This is a genomic window from Stenotrophomonas sp. YJH_SMC_36, assembly GCF_059369935.1.
This window is the reverse complement of the sequence record NZ_JCAFTD010000003.1, coordinates 145,852-166,374: the sequence shown is the minus strand read 5'-3', so window position 1 is coordinate 166,374 and position 20,523 is coordinate 145,852. Positions and strand designations below refer to the sequence as shown.

The 20,523-nt window shown below is 68.9% G+C and carries 20 protein-coding genes; 14 read left to right on the top strand and 6 right to left on the bottom strand.

The features are described 5' to 3' along the window. Positions 1-3: 3 nt before the first annotated feature. From AC5P76_RS07350 to AC5P76_RS07335, 4 genes are all read right to left on the bottom strand, one after another. The gene (locus AC5P76_RS07350; RefSeq protein ID WP_253119157.1) at positions 4-474 is read right to left on the bottom strand and encodes a SecDF P1 head subdomain-containing protein; all 471 of its coding nucleotides are present in this window, start codon (positions 472-474) and stop codon (positions 4-6) included. Beyond that, on the bottom strand, positions 471-1,022 hold the full coding sequence (locus AC5P76_RS07345; protein WP_253119155.1) for an HdeD family acid-resistance protein: 552 nt from the start codon (positions 1,020-1,022) through the stop codon (positions 471-473). The genes AC5P76_RS07350 and AC5P76_RS07345 overlap by 4 nt, the downstream gene beginning before the upstream one ends. A gap of 58 nt (positions 1,023-1,080) precedes the next feature. After that, positions 1,081-1,776 (bottom strand): ComFC family protein, encoded by a 696-nt coding sequence (locus AC5P76_RS07340; protein WP_053518002.1) that lies wholly within the window; start codon positions 1,774-1,776, stop codon positions 1,081-1,083. Between the two features lie 183 nt (positions 1,777-1,959). Further along, a complete protein-coding gene (locus tag AC5P76_RS07335; protein WP_111187216.1) occupies positions 1,960-3,300 on the bottom strand; it encodes a chloride channel protein in 1,341 nt (446 codons plus the stop codon). 202 nt (positions 3,301-3,502) lie between these two features. On the opposite strand from AC5P76_RS07335, the gene bioB reads away from it, so the two are divergent. From bioB to bioC, 5 genes are all read left to right on the top strand, one after another. Beyond that, positions 3,503-4,546: a biotin synthase BioB gene (bioB, locus tag AC5P76_RS07330; protein ID WP_253119153.1), complete on the top strand. Its 1,044-nt coding sequence runs from the start codon at positions 3,503-3,505 to the stop codon at positions 4,544-4,546. A 67-nt stretch (positions 4,547-4,613) separates the two neighbouring features. Next, entirely contained in the window at positions 4,614-5,837 is a 1,224-nt protein-coding gene (gene bioF / locus AC5P76_RS07325; RefSeq protein ID WP_164150516.1) for an 8-amino-7-oxononanoate synthase, read from the top strand. A gap of 18 nt (positions 5,838-5,855) precedes the next feature. Continuing rightward, positions 5,856-6,635, top strand: coding sequence for a pimeloyl-ACP methyl ester esterase BioH (gene bioH, locus AC5P76_RS07320; protein WP_065174316.1), 780 nt, complete (start codon positions 5,856-5,858; stop codon positions 6,633-6,635). A 29-nt stretch (positions 6,636-6,664) separates the two neighbouring features. Continuing rightward, complete coding sequence (locus AC5P76_RS07315) at positions 6,665-7,444, top strand: SDR family oxidoreductase (protein ID WP_253119152.1); 780 nt, start codon at positions 6,665-6,667, stop codon at positions 7,442-7,444. An 11-nt stretch (positions 7,445-7,455) separates the two neighbouring features. Next, positions 7,456-8,340 (top strand): malonyl-ACP O-methyltransferase BioC, encoded by an 885-nt coding sequence (bioC, locus tag AC5P76_RS07310; RefSeq protein WP_053517990.1) that lies wholly within the window; start codon positions 7,456-7,458, stop codon positions 8,338-8,340. Positions 8,341-8,403: 63 nt separating this feature from the next. Here the strand turns inward: bioC and AC5P76_RS07305 are convergent, their stop codons facing one another. Continuing rightward, complete coding sequence (locus AC5P76_RS07305) at positions 8,404-9,036, bottom strand: YdcF family protein (RefSeq protein ID WP_111187213.1); 633 nt, start codon at positions 9,034-9,036, stop codon at positions 8,404-8,406. Next, positions 9,033-9,995 (bottom strand): pyridoxal-phosphate dependent enzyme, encoded by a 963-nt coding sequence (locus tag AC5P76_RS07300; RefSeq protein WP_065174314.1) that lies wholly within the window; start codon positions 9,993-9,995, stop codon positions 9,033-9,035. Before AC5P76_RS07300 ends, AC5P76_RS07305 begins: the two co-directional genes overlap by 4 nt. 156 nt (positions 9,996-10,151) lie before the next feature. On the opposite strand from AC5P76_RS07300, the gene AC5P76_RS07295 reads away from it, so the two are divergent. The 9 genes from AC5P76_RS07295 to AC5P76_RS07255 all read left to right on the top strand — a co-directional run bounded on the left by AC5P76_RS07295 (position 10,152) and on the right by AC5P76_RS07255 (position 20,486). Then, on the top strand, positions 10,152-10,628 hold the full coding sequence (locus AC5P76_RS07295; RefSeq protein ID WP_053517985.1) for a hypothetical protein: 477 nt from the start codon (positions 10,152-10,154) through the stop codon (positions 10,626-10,628). A gap of 490 nt (positions 10,629-11,118) precedes the next feature. Beyond that, positions 11,119-13,008, top strand: coding sequence for a tRNA uridine-5-carboxymethylaminomethyl(34) synthesis enzyme MnmG (gene mnmG / locus AC5P76_RS07290; RefSeq protein WP_065174313.1), 1,890 nt, complete (start codon positions 11,119-11,121; stop codon positions 13,006-13,008). 90 nt (positions 13,009-13,098) lie between these two features. Then, the gene (locus AC5P76_RS07285; RefSeq protein WP_253119150.1) at positions 13,099-13,629 is read left to right on the top strand and encodes a gamma carbonic anhydrase family protein; all 531 of its coding nucleotides are present in this window, start codon (positions 13,099-13,101) and stop codon (positions 13,627-13,629) included. 122 nt (positions 13,630-13,751) lie between these two features. Beyond that, complete coding sequence (locus AC5P76_RS07280; protein ID WP_053517981.1) at positions 13,752-14,441, top strand: RDD family protein; 690 nt, start codon at positions 13,752-13,754, stop codon at positions 14,439-14,441. Then, positions 14,438-15,430, top strand: coding sequence for a stage II sporulation protein M (locus AC5P76_RS07275; protein ID WP_253119148.1), 993 nt, complete (start codon positions 14,438-14,440; stop codon positions 15,428-15,430). Before AC5P76_RS07280 ends, AC5P76_RS07275 begins: the two co-directional genes overlap by 4 nt. After that, the gene (locus AC5P76_RS07270) at positions 15,420-17,027 is read left to right on the top strand and encodes a DUF4129 domain-containing protein (protein ID WP_253119146.1); all 1,608 of its coding nucleotides are present in this window, start codon (positions 15,420-15,422) and stop codon (positions 17,025-17,027) included. The genes AC5P76_RS07275 and AC5P76_RS07270 overlap by 11 nt, the downstream gene beginning before the upstream one ends. Further along, positions 17,024-18,208, top strand: a complete 1,185-nt coding sequence (locus tag AC5P76_RS07265; RefSeq protein ID WP_065181461.1) for a DUF4350 domain-containing protein — start codon at positions 17,024-17,026, stop codon at positions 18,206-18,208. The genes AC5P76_RS07270 and AC5P76_RS07265 overlap by 4 nt, the downstream gene beginning before the upstream one ends. Further along, positions 18,205-19,191: an AAA family ATPase gene (locus AC5P76_RS07260; RefSeq protein ID WP_074900112.1), complete on the top strand. Its 987-nt coding sequence runs from the start codon at positions 18,205-18,207 to the stop codon at positions 19,189-19,191. The genes AC5P76_RS07265 and AC5P76_RS07260 overlap by 4 nt, the downstream gene beginning before the upstream one ends. Continuing rightward, positions 19,188-20,486: a DUF58 domain-containing protein gene (locus AC5P76_RS07255; RefSeq protein WP_065174310.1), complete on the top strand. Its 1,299-nt coding sequence runs from the start codon at positions 19,188-19,190 to the stop codon at positions 20,484-20,486. Before AC5P76_RS07260 ends, AC5P76_RS07255 begins: the two co-directional genes overlap by 4 nt. Positions 20,487-20,523 lie beyond the last annotated feature (37 nt).

Below are 20,523 nucleotides of genomic sequence, written 5' to 3'. Positions count from 1 at the left end.
CCGTCATTCGCCAGTGATGTGCTTCGCCAACGCCTGCGCCTCGGCCACGCTGGGTAGGCCACTCAACATCATCGATTCGCCGAACGGGCCACTCACCGTCGCCACCGTCAGCACGCGGCCATCCACGCTGATCGCCACCCGCTTTCCCACCAGTGCGGCCGTGCCATCGTGGATGCGCTGCTGTGCCTCCTTGCGATAGCGGATCTGCAGGCCGGGCTGCTGGCTCTGGTCCAGCACGTAACGCACATCGGCAATGTCGGCACTGCCGGCGATCGGCGGCTCGCGCAGCGCGAGTGTTTCACCCTGCCACTGCACCGGTGTGCCATTGCCGGCAGCATCGACTGCGCTCAGACGCACATCCACGCCCGGACGCGGCGCATGATCCCTGCCAGCCTCCGCATCCGCTGTTGCGCCGGGCATGCAACCGGCCAGGCCCAGCACCGCGACCAGCAGAAACGAACCCGCCCGCCTCACTTCAGCTTCCTCAGCTTGAATGCCACCAGCACCTGCAGCAGCCCATACAGCAGGCTGCCGATGCCGATCCACAGCGTGGTCACGGCCACGCCCGCGTAGGGATTGGCCGCAAACAGCAGGCCCAGCACCACCGCCAGCACACCACTGAGTATCAGCAACCACTCGCCCTGGATCTGCCTGCGCACGCGGATTGCGTACACGATGCGGTAGATGCCGGCCACCAGCAGCCACGCTGCCAGGAACAGCACCAGCACGCTGGCGGTGGCCAGCGGATTGATCACCGCCAGAATGCCGAAGCCGAGCGAGGCGATGGCGTACAGCGCCAGCCAGCCACGCGAGACACCGCTGCCACCGCTGATCAGCGCGAACAGGCTGATGACACCTTCGATGATGGCCATCACGCCCAGCGTCCAGGCCAGGGCCGTCGCCGCCGACAGCGGCCAGCCGATCGCGATGATGCCGAAGCCGAGTGCGACCAGGCCATACAGCAGCAGGATCCACCAGCTGCGACCGACCGCCGACAACAGGGGAGACAAGGGGGAATTCATGACCACTCCTTCGATCCGGAATCGGCTTCATCCTAGCCCCTGGCGATGAAGAGGGCGATCACGGAACCCGTGCGCAGACCCACACGCGCACCTCTGCGGCACCCACGCAGCGCAGTGTCTCAGCGATTTCCATCACGGTGCTGCCGGTGGTCATCACATCATCGACCACGGTCAGCCGCGGCGGCACCGGCGCATGTGCATCGAAGGCGTCGAACAGGTTGTCCCTGCGCTGTTCGGCCGTGCGTTCGGATTGTGGTGCCGTATGCCGGCGACGGTACAGGCCCTGCCAGACCGGCATCGGCAGCAACCGGCATAGTTCGGCGGCCTGGTTGTAGCCACGCTGGCGCAGGCGCCGATCATGCAATGGCACCGGCACCAGCGGCGCGCACGACCAGGGCGGCGGCGCGCGTTGCATCAGCTGCGCGAGCAGGCGTCCGGCCGCCAGGTCCTGATGGAACTTGTAGCGCACCAGCAGCTGGTCCACTGGCGGCAGGTACAGCAGGCTCGCGTGCGTGGCCAGCTGCGGTGGTGCCTCCTCGCGGCAGCTGCCGCAGACGATCAGGGCCGCATCCGGCAGCGGCAGCGCGCAGCGCAGGCAGGCGCGACCCGACCACGGCAGTCCGGCGTAGCAGGCCGCACAGAGATCCAGCTCGTCGTGACCCGGGTCGTTGCAGACCAGGCAGCGCAGCGGAATCAGCAGGCGCAGCAGCCGCTGCAACGGGGCCCCGGCGACAATGCGGTGGACGATGCGCATGCCGCAGGCTCGCGCATGGCAGGCAGCGACGCCATCGGCGGACGGACCAGACATGGGTCGGTGAAATGCCCGTCATCGTGTGCCGACGGGCATGACCCACCATGCCCCCTACTGCATGGCCTGCCAGGGTGGCTGCCGGTCGCCTCTCCCTGGCAGCATCTGCCGGGCACGTACGCGGATCACCTACTTTCGACCGGGATCGACGGACGTGGCATCGGCCGATGGGCCAGGCACCATCAGCAGCTCGGCCAGGCCACGATAGATCGGCACCCGGCACACCAGACCGGATACCCCGCGGGCAATCAGTACCGTGGCCAGAATCGGCAGCAGCAGGTCACCGCTGTCCGTCAGTTCCAGCGAGATGACGGCAGAGGTCAGCGGCGCCTGGGTGACGCCGGTCAGATACGCACACATGCCGAGCAGCACGAACGCGCGTGGATCCACGCCGGGCATCAGTACCGCCAGGTTGTGGCCCAACCCGGCACCGACCGCCAGCGCGGGCGAGAACAGGCCCCCGGGGATACCGGCCACATAGGAGGCCAGATTGGCCAGCAGCTTCATCAGCCCGAACTCATGACCCACCAGCGCGTGACCCTGCACCAGGCTGCGCGCCTGTTCGTAGCCGGTGCCGAACGCACCTTCACCAAACAGCATCGCCAGCGCCACCACCACCAGGCCGCAGCCGGCGGCCAACAGCACGGGATGGCGCTGGCGCAGTTGCCCCAGCCAGCGCGGACGGCCTGCCGCGCTCGCCAGTACGGCGCGCGCGAACAGTCCTCCCAGCAATCCCGCCACCACACCGCACAGCAGGATCGCCAGCCAGCCCTGGCCCAGCGGAAGCCGCGCCGAAACATGGCCGAAGTAGGTGTAGTTGCCCAGCAGACCCAGCGATACCACACCACCGACGATCACCGCCGTCAGCAGCGTGCCCGAGAAGCGGTGCTCGAAGCGGCCGCTGAGTTCCTCGATGGCGAACACGATGCCTGCCAACGGGGTATTGAATGCTGCCGCGATGCCTGCGGCGCCGCCCGCCAGCAGGAAGTGCGACAGCTCACGCGGGTCCTTGAAACCAAACCAACGACCGAACAGGTACATCAGGCTTGCACCCACGTGCACGGTCGGACCTTCGCGGCCGACCGAAGCACCGCCCAACAACGACAGTGACGTCAGCAGCAGCTTGCCGGCCGATACCGCCGGTGAAAGATTCGTCGCGCGGAACGAGGCATCCGGCTTGTCCAGCGCAGCGATGACCTGGGGAATGCCGCTGCCGCGGGTAGGCTTCAGTACACCGCTGGTCAGCCATGCCAGCAGCGCGAAGATGCCTGGCGTGAGCAGCAGCGCCCACCACGGCGAATGGGTGGTGATGCGCTGGAACAGATGGAACGCCGCGTCGCTGGCCTTGGCGAACAGAATGGCCACCAGCGCCACGGCCACGGCACCGCCCCAGAGTGCGGCGCGGCGGCGCCAGGCCTCGCTGAGGACCAGCGCGGCGATGCGTCCGCGAAGACGATGGAGATCGGTCATGGGACAGAGTCTGCGCGCAAGCGCTTCCGTTGGGCAGTAGTCACTGTGGCCGCAAGCCTTGCAGGAAGCGGTGAAACGCGGCCATCCGCGTCGGGCCTGATCAACCGATGCACTGTAAACCACTAAAAACACTCACGGGTTGACAGCCTTTCCACCCCCCTCCACACTGCCGCCCTCGCTCCACTCGTACCCGGGTCCCGCCATGGCCACTGCCGTCCGCCACGACTGGCAACACGATGAACTGCAGGCGCTGTTCGAACTCTCCCTCCCCGACCTGTTGTTCCGCGCCGCTGCAGTCCATCGCGAGCACTTCGACCCCGCCCGGGTGCAGGTCTCCACGCTGCTGTCGGTGAAGACCGGCGGCTGCCCGGAGGACTGCGCGTACTGTCCGCAGGCCCAGCGCTACAGCACCGGTGTCAACGCACAGAAGCTGATGGACACCGAAGCGGTGCTGGCCAAGGCGCGCCAGGCCAAGGCTGCCGGTGCGTCGCGCTTCTGCATGGGCGCGGCCTGGCGGTCGCCGAAGGATCGCGACATCCCGAAAGTGACCGCGATGATCGCCGGGGTGAAGGCACTGGGCCTGGAGACCTGCGCCACGCTGGGCATGCTCAGTGGCGACCAGGCACGGGCACTGAAGGACGCCGGCCTGGACTACTACAACCATAACCTCGACACCGCGCCGGACTACTACGACTCGGTCATCCATACCCGCCAGTACCAGGACCGCCTGGACACGCTGGAACACGTGCGGGATGCAGGCCTGAAGACCTGCTGCGGCGGCATCGTCGGCATGGGCGAGACGCGGGCGCAGCGCGTGGGCCTGCTGCTGGCCCTGGCCACGCTGCCGGCCCATCCGGATTCGGTGCCGATCAACAGACTGGTGCAGGTGGCCGGTACGCCGCTGCACGGCAGTGCCGAACTGGACCCGTTCGAGTTCGTGCGCATGATCGCGGTGGCACGCATTGCCATGCCGCGTTCGATGGTGCGCCTGTCGGCCGGCCGCGAGGCGATGAGCGACGAACTGCAGGCGCTGTGCTTCCTGGCCGGCGCCAACTCCATCTTCTATGGCGACAGGCTGCTGACCACCGGCAACCCGGAAAGCGAGCGCGATCTGGCATTGTTCGCGCGGCTGGGCCTGCAGCCGATGGCGGTGCAGGTGGACGCCCAGGGCCACGACCACGGCGGTACCGCACATGCCGATATCGGCAGCGCTGCACCCGGCTGCGGCTGCGCTCACGCAGCCTGAGACGGGGCCCGAGCAGGCGTCGCGGCAACGCGCTACCCTAGCCGCCCCGTCGCCGCCTCCCGCCGCCATGGCCCGCCCCGACCTCACCGCCCGCATCCAGGACCAGCGCGCGCTGCGCGATGCCCAAGGTCGTCGCCGCCCACGGCGCACGGTCACCCGCCGCGATGGCGTCTGCCTGGAAGTGGAAGGCCGCTGGCTGACCGGCTTCTGCAGCAACGACTATCTGGGCCTGGCCCAGCAGTTCAGCGTGGTCAATGCATTGCAGGACGCGGCCGCCCGCGAAGGCGCCGGGGCCGGCGCATCGCACCTGGTCTGCGGCCACCACGCGATGCACGATGCTCTGGAACGCGAAATGGCCGAGTGGCTGGGCTACCCGCGCGCACTGCTGTTCGGCAGCGGTTTTTCCGCCAACCTGGCGGTGCAGCAGGCGCTGCTGAGCGAAGAGAACGACGTCTGCGTGCAGGACAAGCTCAATCACGCCAGTCTGCTCGATGCCACGCGGCTGGCGGGCGCACGCCTGCGCCGCTATCCGCACCTGGATGCGGAAGGGGCCATGCGCCAGCTCAGGCACGCAGCCGATGGCGCAGCGATGCTGGCCACCGATGGTGTCTTCAGCATGGACGGCGACGTCGCGCCGCTGCGCGCACTGTCACTGGTCGCGCGCCTGCAGCAGGCACTGTTCTATGTGGACGATGCACATGGCGTTGGCGTGGTCGGCGATGGCCGGGGCACGGTGGCGGCCGCCGGTCTGGGCGTGGACGACGTGCCGTTGCAACTGGTCACCCTGGGCAAGGCGCTGGGCAGCGCCGGCGCGGTGGTGCTGGGCCGCGAAGACCTGATCGAGCATCTGGCCGAAACCGCCCGCCCCTACATCTACACCACCGCGATGCCGCCGGCGCTGGCGGCGGCGGCACTGGAAGCAGTGCGCCTGGCACGCCGCGACAACTGGCGCCGCACCAAGCTGGTCGACCTGATCGCACTGTTCCGCGGCGAAGCGCGCCGCCACGGGCTGGACCTGATGGCATCGGAGACACCGATCCAGCCCCTGCTGTGCGGCGATGACCACACCGCACTGGCGCTGTCCAAGGCGCTGGAGCAGGCGGGATGGCTGGTCGGAGCGATTCGCCCGCCGACCGTTCCAGAGGGCAAGGCACGCCTGCGCGTCACCCTCTCTGCCCTGCACACGGCAGACCAGGTGCGGGGGCTGGTCGAGGCCATCGCCAGCGCGCGTGATCGCCTCTCGATCACGCCGCGCGAGGCCACGCCACCGCCGTTGCCGGCCCTGGCTTGAGGTTCGGCTGGTTTCCGCATGCATATCGAAGTCGCCGGCCAGGGGCCGGACCTGGTACTGATCCACGGCTGGGCCCTGCAGGGCGGTGTGTTCGCGCCGCTGGTCCAGCGCCTGGCGCAGCAGTTCACCCTGCACCTGGTCGATCTTCCCGGACACGGCCACAGCCGCGGGGACACCACGCCGTTGCGCCTGCCCTTCGTGGTCAACGCGATCGCCGCCGCCACGCCACCGGCGGTGTGGTGCGGGTGGTCGCTGGGCGGGCTGTTCGCACTGCATGCCGCGGCGACCCTGCCGAAAGTGCGGGGACTGGCGATGATCGCTGCCACGCCCCGCTTCGTGCGCGGCGACGACTGGCCGCATGCGGTGGAGCCGGCCGTGTTCGAGCAGTTCGGCCGTGAGCTGGCCGGCGATTTCGGTGGCACGCTGGAACGATTCCTGGCCCTGGATGTAATGGGTTCGGCGCACGCCCGCGAGGAACTGCGCACCCTGCGCCAGCGCCTGGTGGAACGCGGTGCACCGACCGCACGCGCCCTGCGGGAGGGTCTGCAGCTGCTGGAAAGCACCGACCTGCGCGGCGCCCTGCCGGCACTGGGCAAGCCCAGCCTGTGGATCGCCGGTCAACGCGACAGGCTGGTGCCACCGGCCGCCATACAGGCTGCAGCGGCGCTCGCGCCCGGCGGACAGGCGCTGACCATCGCTCACGGCGGCCACGCCCCCTTCCTCGGCCACGCCGACGAAGTGGCCGCCGTCCTGCAACGCTTCGTTGCCGGCCTGACACCGGCGGATGACGGACAATGACGTTCCTTCGAACTGCGCAGGGCTGACGCATGGATCTGGGTATCAAGGGCCGCTGGGCCCTGGTCTGCGGTGCAAGCAAGGGGCTGGGCCTGGGATGCGCGCGCGCACTGGTGCGCGAAGGCGTGAACGTGGTGATCGTTGCGCGCGGCGAAGCAGCGCTGCAGGCCGCCGCCGAGCATCTGCGCGCACTGCCCGGCGCCGGCGAGGTGCACGCGGTCGCTGCCGACGTCAGCACAGAAGCCGGACGTGCCGCTGCGTTGGCCGCCTGCCCGCAGGTGGACATCCTGGTCAACAACGCGGGCGGGCCGCCGCCGGGCGATTTCCGCAGCTTCGAGCGTGACGACTGGATCGCTGCACTGGACGCCAACATGCTGGCCCCGATCGCGCTGATCCACGCCACCGTGGACGCGATGATCGAACGCGGCTTCGGCCGTATCGTCAACATCACCTCGTCGGCGGTGAAGGCGCCGATCGATACCCTGGCGTTGTCCAACGGCGCGCGCAGTGGCTTGACCGGCTTCGTCGCCGGTCTGTCGCGGCGCACGGTCGCCCACAACGTCACCCTCAACAATCTGCTGCCTGGCCAGTTCGACACTGATCGCCTGCGCGCCAACTTCGCCCACAGCGCGGGCAAGGATGGCGATGCCGGAGAGATCGCCGAGCGCCGCCGCCAGCAGATCCCCGCCGGCCGCTTCGGCACCGCCGACGAATTCGGCGCGTCCTGCGCTTTCCTGTGCAGCGCACAGGCCGGCTACATCACCGGGCAGAACCTGCTGATCGATGGCGGCGCCTACCCCGGTACGTTCTGAGAGATCCTGCAATGCCGTCCCACTTCGATCCCCGCCATGTGCGCCGTGCGTTCTCCCGCGCCGCCAGCAGCTATGACGCCGCCGCTGCCCTGCAGCGCGAAGTGCAGTCACGGCTGGTGGAATCGCTGGACTACCTGGAGGCACGCAGGCCCGAGGTGGTGCTGGACATCGGTGCCGGTACCGGCCATGCCAGCGCACTGATGAAGAAGCGCTGGCCGAAGGCACAGGTGATCGCGCTGGATATCGCCCTGCCGATGCTCGATCAGGCCAGGCGCCAGGCCGGGTGGTGGAAGCCCTTCCAGCGCCTGTGTGCCGATGCGGCGGCATTGCCGCTGGCCGACAACAGTGTGGATGTGATCTTCAGCAATCTCTGCCTGCAATGGGTGGACGATCTGCCTGCAGTGTTCGCCGGCTTCCGCCGCGTGCTCAAGCCCGGCGGCCTGCTGTTGTGCTCGACTTTCGGGCCGGAAACCCTGATCGAGCTCAACGAAGCGTTCGCTGCTGCCGATGATCGCCCGCACGTCAGCCGTTTCGCGCAGATCGCACAGTTCGGCGACGCGCTGATGATGGCCGGCTTCCGCGACCCCGTGCTGGACCGCGACCTGTTCACCCTGACCTACGAGGATCTGCCCGCCTTGATGCGCGAACTGCGGGCGATGGGCGCGACCAATGCGCGGGTGGACCGTCGGCATACGCTGACCGGCCGCGGGCGCTTCGCCGCTGCGGCGGCCGCCTACGAGCCGATGCGCCGTGCCGATGGCACGCTGCCCAGCAGTTGGGAAGTGATCTATGCCCATGCCTGGGCACCGGACCCGGGCGCGCCGATCCGCGAAGGCGGCCACGACGTGGCCTCGGTACCGGTGTCGGCCATTCCGATCCGCCGCAAGCAGACCTGATCGATCGATCACGGGTGATGCGCCGACCAAGGTCGGCACCCACCCAAGGCAGGCGGCAGCCGCTCAGGTATTGGCCGGCGAACTCAGCGGTGGCCGCACCAGATCGCGATGGAAGAAATAGATTTCCTGCAGCAGGAAACGCCAGCTGGTGTGGAAGCTGCGGAAGCGGGTGCTCGGCGTCGATGACGCCAGCGCATCGATGCCCAGCGCCCGGCTCAGGCGCAGCGCGCGTGCCATGTGCAGCGGATCGCTGACGATGATCACCCGGTGCAGGTTGCGCTGATCCATCAGCCGCTTGGCCTCGATCAGATTCTGCACGGTGTTGCGCGAGGCGGTTTCAATCAGGATCGCGTCGTCCGGAACGCCGTGCTTGAGCGCATAGCGCCGCGCCACCTGCGATTCGGAGAAGCGGGCACCGCTGCCGCCATATCCTCCGGTGAAAATCAGCAGCGGTGCATACCGGGCCTCGTACAGGTCCAGGCCATGACGGATGCGCTCCTCGAAGACCGGCGACGGCTTGGCGTCATAGGCGGCCGCACCGAGCACGATGATCGCATCGGCCTGCGCGGCCTGATCGCGCTCTCCCACCCAGACGATCCATGCGGTCACGCCCAGCAGCCAGATCACCAGCAGCACGAACAGCCGCCACGCCCAACCGAACAGGCCGGTACGCTCGCGGTGCCGGCCGCGGCTCAAGGCATGCCCCAGCGCAGGGCGGGAAGATCGACGTTGCCACCGGACAGCACCAGGCCCACCCGCTGCCCGGCAAACCGTTCCGGCTGGGACAGCACCGCCGCCAGCACCGTCGCCGAAGACGGTTCAACCACCTGCTTGAGCACCTCCCACAGCAGGCGCATCGCAGCCAGGGTGGCGGCGTCGTCGACCACGATGACCTCCGCACCGGCAGCACGCAGCAGCGCGAAGTTGGGCGCACCGATCAGGGTGCGCAGGCCATCGCAGACGGTATCGGGGGTGAACGCGCCCTGCCGCTCGCCGGCGGCCAGTGAGCGGGCGGTATCGTCGGCACCAGCCGGTTCGGCCAGCACCAGCCGGGTCTGCGGGCCGGCCAGCTGCAGCGCCAGCGCAGTACCGCTGGCCAGGCCACCACCGCCCACTGGCACCACCAGCACGTCGAACGGCCCGTCGCTGTGCAGCAGTTCCAGCGCCGCGGTGCCCTGCCCTGCCATCACCGCCGGATCGGCATACGGGTGCACCAGGGTTGCACCGGTGTCGGCCTGCACCCTGGCGCAGGTGGCCTCACGCTCGGCAATGGTCGGCGCGCAACGCCAGAGCGTGGCGCCATGGCGCGCGATGTTGGCCAGCTTGGCGGCAACGGCGCCCTCGGGCACCACCACATGGCAGGGAATGCCCCGCGTCCGTGCCGCCAGCGCCAGGGCCGCGCCATGATTTCCCGATGAATGGGTGACCACACCTCGTGCGGCGCGCTCGTCCGACAGCGACCAGACGGCGTTGCAGGCGCCCCGGAACTTGAACGCGCCGCCCCGCTGCAGGTGCTCGGCCTTGAAGGCCAGGCGTGCGCCGGCAAGCGTGTCGAGGGTGCGCGAGCGCAGCACCGGCGTCACACTTGCGTGCGGCGCGATCCTCGCGGCGGCAGCCAGGACATCTTCGGCACGGGGCAACAGTGAATCGCTCATGACGCAAGATTAACGTATGCCCTCGTGCTGGCGACCCCGGCACAGGTCATGCCAGCATGCAGGCCTTCGCCGCCATTCATCCTGGGTGGTGGAATTAAGGGCCGATTCAATGCCCACGCCCGAAGCTGACTGCACACCCGTTCTGGGGGGACCCACATGAAAACGCGCCTGATGCTTGCCGGTGGCCTGTTGCTGGCCCTGACCGGCTGCACCACCTACGACTATGTCGGCGGTGGCCGCAGCGGCAGCTACTACCACGGTGCGCCGTCGGTGGAGTACCGCTACCCCGCCGGCTATCCCTACAACTACGGCCCGTACTACGGAGGCTATGGCGGCTATTACGGCGGCTATGGCTACCCGTATTACTCGCGTCCGATCTATCGTCCACCGCACAATCACCGCCCGCCACCGCGCCCGCCGGGCAATGGCGAGAACCGTCCGCCGCGTCCGCCTCGCGAGAACAATGGTGGTTCACCGTGGCGGAACATGGACTCGATGCGACGCCCGCCGCAGCCGAGCGTGCAGCGCCCGGCACCGCCGGCCCGCCCGGCGCCGGCACCGAGTGCGCCCAGGATGAACGGTTCCCCCTGGCGCAACATGGATCGTGCGACGCAGCGCACACTTGAGCGCTGAACCGTCTTGCATTTCACATGGTCCAAGCGGCAATCTAAAGCGGTTGTGACGGCCCGCGTCACAAAGTGACAAGAAGCGGTATGGGCCGTCGCGGAAAGCTCTACGTCGATATCCGACAGGAACATCTGGATCCCCCCTGTTCCGGCCCTGTCGGATGTCGGCACCTCTGAAGGCAGACGGCCCCGCAATGCGGGGCCGTCTGTTTTTGCGGATGCCTTCCGCGAAGAAAAACAGGGCCGGACAGTCCCCCGACTGCCGGCCCTCTGCTCCCCCATCGTGCGCCTGTACCGGCCCCTGTTCCAATTCCGGTCACGGGCGCCTTCGGCGCCAGCCACGATGGGTGCTATTGGGTTATCTGCAAAAATCCTGCCAACTTTAGGGTCAATTTCGTCCGGCCCTGGCTTCTCCGGGCGTCGCCCTGCCGAATGGCGCTAAAATCGCCACCCCGGCACCGCCTCCGGCCGCGCCCGCCCCCATCGACTCCGCCCCCATGACCCACTCCTTCCATCGTTACGACGTCATCGTCATCGGCGGTGGCCACGCCGGCACCGAGGCCGCGCTGGCCGCGGCCCGCACCGGCGTGCGCACCCTCCTGCTGACCCACAACATCGAAACGGTGGGCGCGATGAGCTGCAATCCGGCCATCGGCGGTATCGGCAAGGGCCATCTGGTCAAGGAGATCGACGCCCTTGGCGGGGCGATGGCGCATGCCGCCGACCGCGCCGGCATCCAGTGGCGCACGCTCAATGCCTCCAAGGGTCCAGCGGTGCGCGCCACCCGCTGCCAGGCCGACCGCAACCTGTACCGCATGGCGATCCGCGCCCTCGTCGAGGGCCAGGCCAACCTGACCGTGTTCCAGGCGGCCGTCGATGATCTGGTCATCGAGGGCGACGCCGTGCGCGGCGTCATCACCCAGACCGGCCTGCGCTTCGATGCGGAGGCGGTGGTGCTGACCGCCGGCACCTTCCTGGCCGGCAAGATCCACGTCGGTCCGACCCAGTACGCCGCCGGCCGCATGGGCGATCCGCCGGCCACCACGCTGGCCGCACGCCTGCGCGAGCGCCCGTTCCAGGTCGACCGCCTGAAGACCGGCACGCCACCGCGCATCGACGGCCGCTCGCTGGATTACAGCGTGATGGACGAGCAGCCCGGTGATACGCCGCGGCCGGTGATGTCCTTCCTCGGCTCGGTGGACGAACATCCGCAGCAGGTCAGCTGCTGGATCACCCATACCACCGAGCAGACCCACCAGATCATCCGTGACGCCCTGCACCGCTCGCCGCTGTACAGCGGCCAGATCGAAGGCATCGGCCCGCGTTACTGCCCCTCCATCGAGGACAAGGTGGTGCGCTTCGCCGAAAAGGCCAGCCACCAGATCTTCGTCGAGCCTGAGGGGCTGGGCATCGTCGAGATCTATCCCAACGGCATCTCCACCTCGCTGCCGTTCGACGTGCAGCTGGAGATGGTGCGCAGCATCCGGGGCTTCCAGAACGCGCACATCACCCGCCCCGGCTACGCCATCGAGTACGACTTCTTCGATCCGCGCGGACTGAAGGCTTCGCTGGAAACCAAGCTGGTCAACGGCCTGTTCTTCGCTGGCCAGATCAACGGCACCACCGGTTATGAAGAGGCGGCCGCGCAGGGCCTGCTGGCCGGCCTCAATGCGGCCCGCCAGGTGCGCGGCCTGGATGGCTGGTGCCCGCGCCGCGACGAAGCGTATCTGGGCGTGCTGGTGGATGATCTGATCACCCACGGCACCAACGAGCCGTACCGCATGTTCACCAGCCGCGCCGAGTACCGGCTGCAGCTGCGCGAGGACAACGCCGACCAGCGCCTGACTCCGGTTGGCCGCGACATGGGACTGGTCGATGATCGGCGCTGGATGGCGTTCGAGGCCAAGCAGGCTGCCGTAGCCGCCGAACGTGCGCGGCTGGGGGCGCTGTGGGCGACCCCGGCCAATGCCCTGGGCCGCGAAGTGCAGGACACGCTGGGGGTGACTGTCAGCCGCGAAACCAATGTGCTCGACCTGATCAAGCGCCCCGAGCTGGATTACGCGCAGCTGATGCAGGTGCCCTCGCTCGGCCCGGCAGTGGCCGATGGCAAGGTGGCCGAGCAGGTCGAGATCGGCGTGAAATACGCCGGCTACCTGGACCGCCAGCGCGACGAGATCGCGCGCCAGCAGCGGCACGAAGCCACACCGATCGCTGAAGGCTTCGACTACGCCAGCGTGCGTGGCCTGTCGGCCGAAGTGCTGCAGAAGCTGGAACGTGTGCGTCCGCAGACCATTGGCCAGGCGCAGCGCATCCCCGGCATGACGCCGGCCGCGATCTCGCTGCTGCTGGTGCACCTGGAGCGTGCACGGCGCGGACGCGTGGCGTAACGCAGCATCGACGGTGGCGCCGGGCCATGCCCGGCGAGCGCAGCGGCCCGCGTATCATCGTCGCGATCGCCCTGATTTCCGGAGACACCGATGACCCCGCTGCGCCCTTTCCGCGACAAGATGCCGGTGCTCGGCGCACGCGTATACGTCGACCCGGCGTGTACCCTCATTGGTGACGTGGAGCTTGCCGACGATGTTTCGATCTGGCCGGGTACCGTCATCCGTGGCGACGTCAATTTCGTCCGCATCGGCGCCCGCACCAACGTGCAGGACGGCACCATCATCCACGTCAGCCATCACAGCCCGTACAACAAGGCCGGCTATCCGACCCTGATCGGCGAAGGCGTGACAGTCGGCCACGGCTGCATCATCCATGCCTGCAGCATCGGCGATTACAGCCTGATCGGAATGGGCGCCTGCATCCTCGATGGCGCGCGCGTGGAGCGCCATGGCTTCGTCGGTGCTGGTGCAGTGGTGGGCCCGGGCAAGGTGGTCGGCGAAGGCGAACTCTGGCTGGGCAATCCCGCCCGGCCGGCGCGCATGCTGAGCGACAGGGAGATCGAGTCGCTGCATTACTCGGCCGACCACTACGTCCGGCTGAAGGACGAATACCTGGGCTGAGGCCCTCGACTGCCGGCGCGCTCTGCTAAAGTCTGGGCCCGACCAGGAACTGTCGAGACCCCCATGCCTGTGGTTGCCAGCCGGAGAGGACTCCAGCGCCCACAACGAAGGCCGTCGCTCTGATGGCCGCACCGATGCTCGACACCTACCGCGAGGTGGTGACGCCGGAAGGCGTGCCGCTGCAGCTGCCGGCCGCCGGTCCGGTGCCACGTGCGCTGGCCTGGCTGGTCGATCTGGCCATTCGTTTCGCGATTCTTGCCGCGCTGTCGATCCCGCTGGCACTGTTGAAGGAATTCGGCACCGGCCTCTACCTGGCCCTGATGTTCCTGGTGTACTGGGCGTATCCGATCGTCTGCGAGGCGCTGTGGGGCCGCACCCCGGGCAAGCGCGCGCTGGGCCTGCGCGTGCTGGCCCGTGATGGCGCGCCGGTGGGCTGGATGGCGGCGATCACCCGCAACCTGCTGCGGACCGTCGACATGCTGCCGTTCGCTTACGCGCTGGGCCTGCTCAGCAGCCTGTTCGACGCGCACGGCCGCCGCCTGGGCGATCTGGTCGCCGGCACCGTGGTGGTGCACGCGCCGGCGCTGTACCTGCCGCCGCCGGCCACCATCGACAGCGTGCTGGCGCCGCCGCAGCCGCTGCGGCCGGAGGAACAGGCGGCGCTGCTGGCCTTCGCCGAGCGTGCCCCGCGGCTGGCACCGCTCCGCCAGCAGGAACTGGCCGCCATCGCCGAACCATTGACCGGCACCCATGGCCAGGTCGGCGTGCTGCGCCTGTATGCGATGGCCAACTGGTTGCTGGGACGGCGATGAAGCAGGAACAGTTCGTCGCCCGCCATCAGCAGGAATGGCTGGACCTGGAGCAGTGGCTGCTGCTGCGTGCCGGCGCCTCCCGCCGTCGCCGCCGCCAGCCCGCGGCCACCACGCTGGACGACACTGCGTTTCCACAGCGTTACCGGCGGCTGTGCCAGCAGCTGGCACTGGCCCGTGAGCGGGGCTACAGCCCGCAGTTGGTGCAGCGCCTGCAACAGCTGATGCAGCAGGGCCACAGCGTGCTGTACCGGACGCCTCCCACGCGCTGGCGGCGCGCGCTTGAATTCCTGGTGGCCGATTTCCCGCTGCTGGTGCGCAGCCAGGCACGCAGCATGTGGGCCGCCCTGGCGATGTTCGCGCTGCCGGCGGTGGGCTGCTTCGTGCTGGTGCAGCTGTACCCGGACCTGATCCACCAGGTGATGGACAACCGCCAGATCGCCGAAATGGAACGCATGTACGACCCGGCTGCCGAACGCCTGGGCCGCGACAGCGGTACCGACTGGATGATGTTCGGCCACTACATCATGAACAACATCAGCATCGCCCTGCGCACTTTCGCCAGCGGCCTGCTGGCCGGGCTGGGCACGCTGCTGGTGCTGTTGTTCAACGGCGTCATCATCGGCGTGGTGGCCGGCCACCTGCAGCACATCGGCCATGGTGATCCCTTCTGGCGCTTCGTGGTCGGCCACGGTGCATTCGAGCTCACCGCCATCGTCATCGCAGGCGGCGCCGGTCTTCAGCTGGGCATGAAGCTGCTGGCGCCCGGACGCCGCAGCCGCCTGGACGCACTGGTCGAAGGTGGCCGCATCGGTGCCCGGCTGTGCCTGGGCGTGGCCTTCATGTTGCTGGTCGCGGCGTTCGTGGAGGCGTTCTGGTCGTCCATTGCCGAAGTGCCGGCGTGGGGCAAGTTCAGTGTGGCCGGGGTGCTGTGGGCCGGCGTGCTGCTGTGGTTGTGGCGTGGCGGACGCGGAGGCGGCGATGCGCATTGATCGCCTGGACGTCGTGCTGCGCGCACGCAGCGGCTGGGAAGCGATGGAGCTGGGCAGCGCGCTGACCCGCCGGCATGCGCGTGCGGTGTGGGGCAGCTGGCTGCTGGCCAGCGCACCGCTGTTCGTGATCGCCAACGCACTGGGCTGGTGGCTGGACGCATTCGGCCTGGCCTGGCTGCTGATGTGGTGGTGCAAGCCCGTGTTCGAACGCGCGCCGCTGTATGTGCTGTCACGCGGTGTGTTCGGCGAGCCGGTCACCGCCCTGGCCGCCCTGCGGGCACAGCGGCAGTGGGGCAACCGTGGTTTCTGGGGCTACCTGGGCTGGCGTCGCTTCAGCGTGCTGCGCAGCCTGTGCCTGCCGGTCAACCTGCTGGAGGGCAACACCGCCGAACAGCGTGGCCCGCGCCGGCGCGCGGTCGCAGCCGGCGCGGCGGGTCCGGCGCTGGTGCTGACCGTAGCCTGCATGGTGTTCGAGGGCGTACTGGTCGCAGGCGCCATCGGCGCGGTGTTCATGTTCATCCCGTTCGAGCTGCTCTCCGATTCCTGGCGCGCGGCCTGGGACATGATCGGCAAGGACACGCCCGCCTGGGCGAAGCTGGGATTCAATCTGGCCTGCTGGCTGGCCTCCGTGCTGATCGGGCCGTTCTACGTCGGCGCCGGGTTCGGCCTGTACTTGAATCGACGTACGCAGATGGAAGCCTGGGACGTGGAGATCGCCCTGCGCCGGCTGCGCGAACGCCTGCTGCCGGTTGCCTCGTCGCTGGCGCTGCTGCTGTGCCTGGCGCTGCTGCTGTGCCTGGCACTGCCGCTCACCTCCATGCCGGTGCACGCGCAGGAGGGTGACGCATCGAGCAACCGCAAGAGCGACGCGCGCCGAGCACCGCAGATCAACCCCGGCGATACACCCGCCATGATCTTCGGCGACACCCCGGTGGATACCGCGGGCTTCCGCCAGGCCGTGAGCCGCGCCTACGAGGATCCGTTGCAGCGCCCGACCCGCCAGGTCACGCAGTGGAAAGCGATCGAAGAGGCGGAAGAGAAAAAGGACGCACGCAAGGAACTGGAACGCGACGGCAGCAGCCAGAGCCAACGCACGTCGCGCAGCAGCAGCATCGCCTGGCTGGCGCGATTGGCCGAATGGGGCCTGTGGGGCCTGCTCGGTGCCCTCCTTCTGGTGCTGGTGCTGACTGCACGGTTGTGGCTGCCGTGGCTGCGCGGCTCGGGCCGCCGCCGGGCCGCAGCGGCGCCGCACGTGGTCGAGGAACAGGTCGAGCTGCCGGTGGTGCTGCCGCCGGACGTGGCGACCCAAGCTGGTCTGCTGTGGGACCAGGGCCGGCCGCGCCAGGCGCTGGCCCTGTTGTACCGGGCCAGCGTGCGCACGGTCAGCGAGCGTGCCGGCATCGCACTGCCTCCGGGCGCCACCGAATCGCAGTGCCTGCGTGCCTCGCGACGCATGCCCGACAGCGTCGACCGTGAACTGTTCGCGCGCATGGTGCGGATGTGGCAATACGCCGCCTACGGTGGTCACCTGCCCAGCCGCGGCGATTTCGATGCGCTGGCCACGACCCTGCGCCAGCAGTACGGGTGGCAGGCATGAACCCGCGCCTGTTCTGGTCACTGTTGCTGGGGACGCTGCTGCTGCTCGGCGTGCCACTGGCGATCCTGTTCATGCGTACCCATGAGCGGGTCACCGAAACGGTCACGCTGCCACCGCAGGGCGAGGCCCGTTACAACCCGCTGTACGTGCTCGGGCAGGCGCTGCGCGCCGATGGCATCGAGGTGCATGCGCGGCCGCGGCTGGACCTGCAGCAGATGGCGCTGGGGCCGCAGGACACGGTGGTGCTGCTGCAGGACAGCAGCGAGCTGCCGGCGCCGGCCGCCAGGGCGCTGTTGGCGTGGGTCGACGGCGGTGGCCATCTGCTGCTGCGCACGCCGCCGCCGGCCGAGGACGATGCCGGCAGCACGCAGGGGCCGCTGCTGGATGCACTCGGCGTGGACAGCCTTTACCAGCGCAGCGACTGCCAGCCCTTCCATGTCCAGGACGATCCCGGCCACGTGGAATTCTGCCAGGGCCGCCGCTTCACGCTTGGCTTCGCCGCTGAAGCGCGGACCGAACGCCGGTGGGGCAGCGGGCACGACCTGGTGTTCGCGCGCCTGCGTCACGGCCAGGGCCGGGTGAGCGTGCTGGCGGACATGGATTTCATGCGCAGCGAAGTGGAGTCGCAGGCCGCGCGGATGGCCGCAGCCAAGGGCCAGGCCAGCGACGGCCTGCACGACCGTTCCCACCGCGATCTGACCCGCTACCTGCTCGATCCCAATTACGGCAAGGGCGCCATGTGGCTGGTCTATGCCAGTCGTCCGCCGTCACTGTGGGTGCGCCTGTTCTACCAGGGCTGGCCGCTGTGGGTACCGCTGCTGATGGCACTGCTGGCCTGGCTGTGGGCGCGCTCGCAGCGGTTCGGCAGCCTGTTGCCATCGCCCGTGATCGAGCGCCGCTCGCTGCTGGAACATGTGCGCGCCAGCGGCGAACTGCTGCTGCGCTTCGGCCAGGGCGTGCGCCTGTACCAGGCCGTGCATGCCCTGTTCGTGCATCGCCTGCGCCTGCGCGCGCCACTCGCTGCTGCGCTGGAAGGCGCGCCACGCGAACAGGCCATCGCCGAACTGCTGCAGTGGCCGCGCAGCCGCGTTGCCAGTGCCCTGACCCCCCCTCCGCCGCACGATTCCTCCGCCCTGCGCGAGCGCATCCGCTTGCTGCTCCAGATGAGATCCCTGCTATGACCGAAGTCCCCGAACATCCGGCGGCCGCCAATGCCCGCCTGATCGAACGCGTCGACGCCATCCGCCAGGCCGTCGGCCACGCCTTCATCGGCCAGGCTGACGTGCTTGACCAGATCCTGGTTGCCCTTCTGGCTGGCGGCCATGTCCTGATCGAAGGCGTGCCCGGACTGGGCAAGACACTGCTGGTGCGCGCACTGGCGCAGGCACTGGAACTGGACTATGGCCGCGTGCAGTTCACGCCGGACCTGATGCCCAGCGATGTCAGCGGCCACGCCGTCTACGATCCGAAGAGCGAGAGCTTCAAGATCCGTCGCGGGCCGGTGTTCACCAACCTGCTGCTGGCCGACGAGATCAACCGTGCACCGGCCAAGACCCAGTCCGCACTGCTGGAAGTGATGCAGGAGGGCCAGGTGACCATCGAAGGCAAAGCCTTCACCCTGGCGCCGCCGTTCATGGCCCTGGCCACGCAGAACCCGCTGGAACAGGAAGGCACCTACCCGCTGCCGGAAGCGCAGCTGGATCGCTTCCTGTTGAAGGTGCTGATCGACTATCCGCAGCTGGAGGACGAGAAACGCATGGTCACGGCCATCACCCGTGGCCGCGCCGCCAGCGATTTCGATCTGAGCCGGGTGCCGCGCGTACTGGGCGCCGGAGAACTGCTGCAGCTGCAGCAGGCCACGGCCGCGATCACCGTCGATGACGAAGTGATCGACTACGCCGTGCGCATCGTCGCTGCCACCCGGCAATGGCCCGGCATCGCCGTGGGCGCTGGACCGCGTGGCAGCATCGCGCTGGTGCGTGCTGCGCGCGCGCAGGCCGTGCTGGCCGGTCGTGACTTCGTCACCCCCGATGACGTGCGCGACATCGCGCGTCCGGCGCTGCGCCACCGCATCGCGCTGGCACCGGAACTGCAGATCGAAGGCCAGGACGCCGACGATGTGCTGGGTGCGCTGCTGGCCAAGGTGGAAGCACCGCGCCGATGAGGCCTGCGCCGCTGCTGCTGGTCCTGCTGCTGGCCTGGGCTGCGCTGGGAGGCGTGGTGCTGGCCGGCGCATTGCCGCGCTGGAGCTGGGCACTGGTTGCCACTGTGATCGGTACGCTGGCGTTGCTGGACCTGTGGCGGCAGGCCCGGCGACCGTCGCCACAGGTGCAGCGCGAGCTGCCCGAAGCGCTGGCCCTGGGCGTGCGCCGCGAGGTGGGCCTGCGCCTGCAGACCACAGAGCCGATGCGGGTGCAGGTATTCGATCTGGTGCCGGGTGGCTGGCCGCTGGAGTCGCTACCCCAGCGCGTGCAGCTGCGTCCCGGGCATGCCTGCGCGCTGCACTACACCCTGCAGCCGCAGCAGCGCGGACGCTTCCGCTTCGAGGGCGTGCAGCTGCGCATCCGCTCGCCATGGCGCCTGTGGTGGCAGCAGCGCACCCTGCCCCCTCTGCTGGACGTCCGCGTCTATCCGAACTTCGTGCCGCTGACCCGCTTCGCGCTGTTCAGCGCCGATCAGGCCTCACGCTTGGTGGGCGCCCACGTGAAGCGCCGGCGTGGTGAGGGCACTGACTTCCACCAGATGCGCGAGTACCGCGTCGGCGACAGCCTGCGCCAGCTCGACTGGAAGGCCACCGCCCGCGCACGCAAGCTGATCTCCCGCGAGTACCAGGACGAGAAGAACCAGCAGTTGCTGCTGATGCTCGACAGTGGCCGCCGCATGCTGGCCAGCGAAGGCGGACTCTCGCACTTCGACCATGCCTTGAACGCCTCGCTGGTGGTCGCCTATCTGGCGTTGCGGCAGGGCGATGCGGCTGGCCTGTTCGCCGTCGGCGGCGAGCGTCGGTGGGTGCAGCCACAGCGCGGCATGGGCACCGTCGAGCATCTGCTGCGGGCCAGCTACGACCTGCAGCCGCAGCCGGTAGCCACCGATTACCTGGCCGCCGCCACCGAGGTATCCCTGCGCCAGCGACGCCGTGCGCTGGTGATGCTGGTCAGCAACGTGCGCGACGAAGACATCGAGGACCTCCTGGCCGCGGTGCGCCTGCTGCAGCGCCGCCACCTGGTGTGCGTGGCCAGCCTACGCGAGCACGAGCTGGACGGCGCGCTCGAAGGCGAGGTGCATACGCTGGAGGACGCCGCGCAGGCCGGCGCCGCGGCGCTGTATCTGCAGCAGCGCGCGAAGGCGCACGAGGCACTGCGCAGCGAGAAGGTGATGGTTCTGGACGTGACCGCCGATGCCCTGCCGGCCGCGCTGGTGGAACGCTACCTGGCCGTCAAGCGCGAAGGCCTGCTCTGACCGGTAGCGCCGGGCCATGCCCGGCGGATCACCGCAC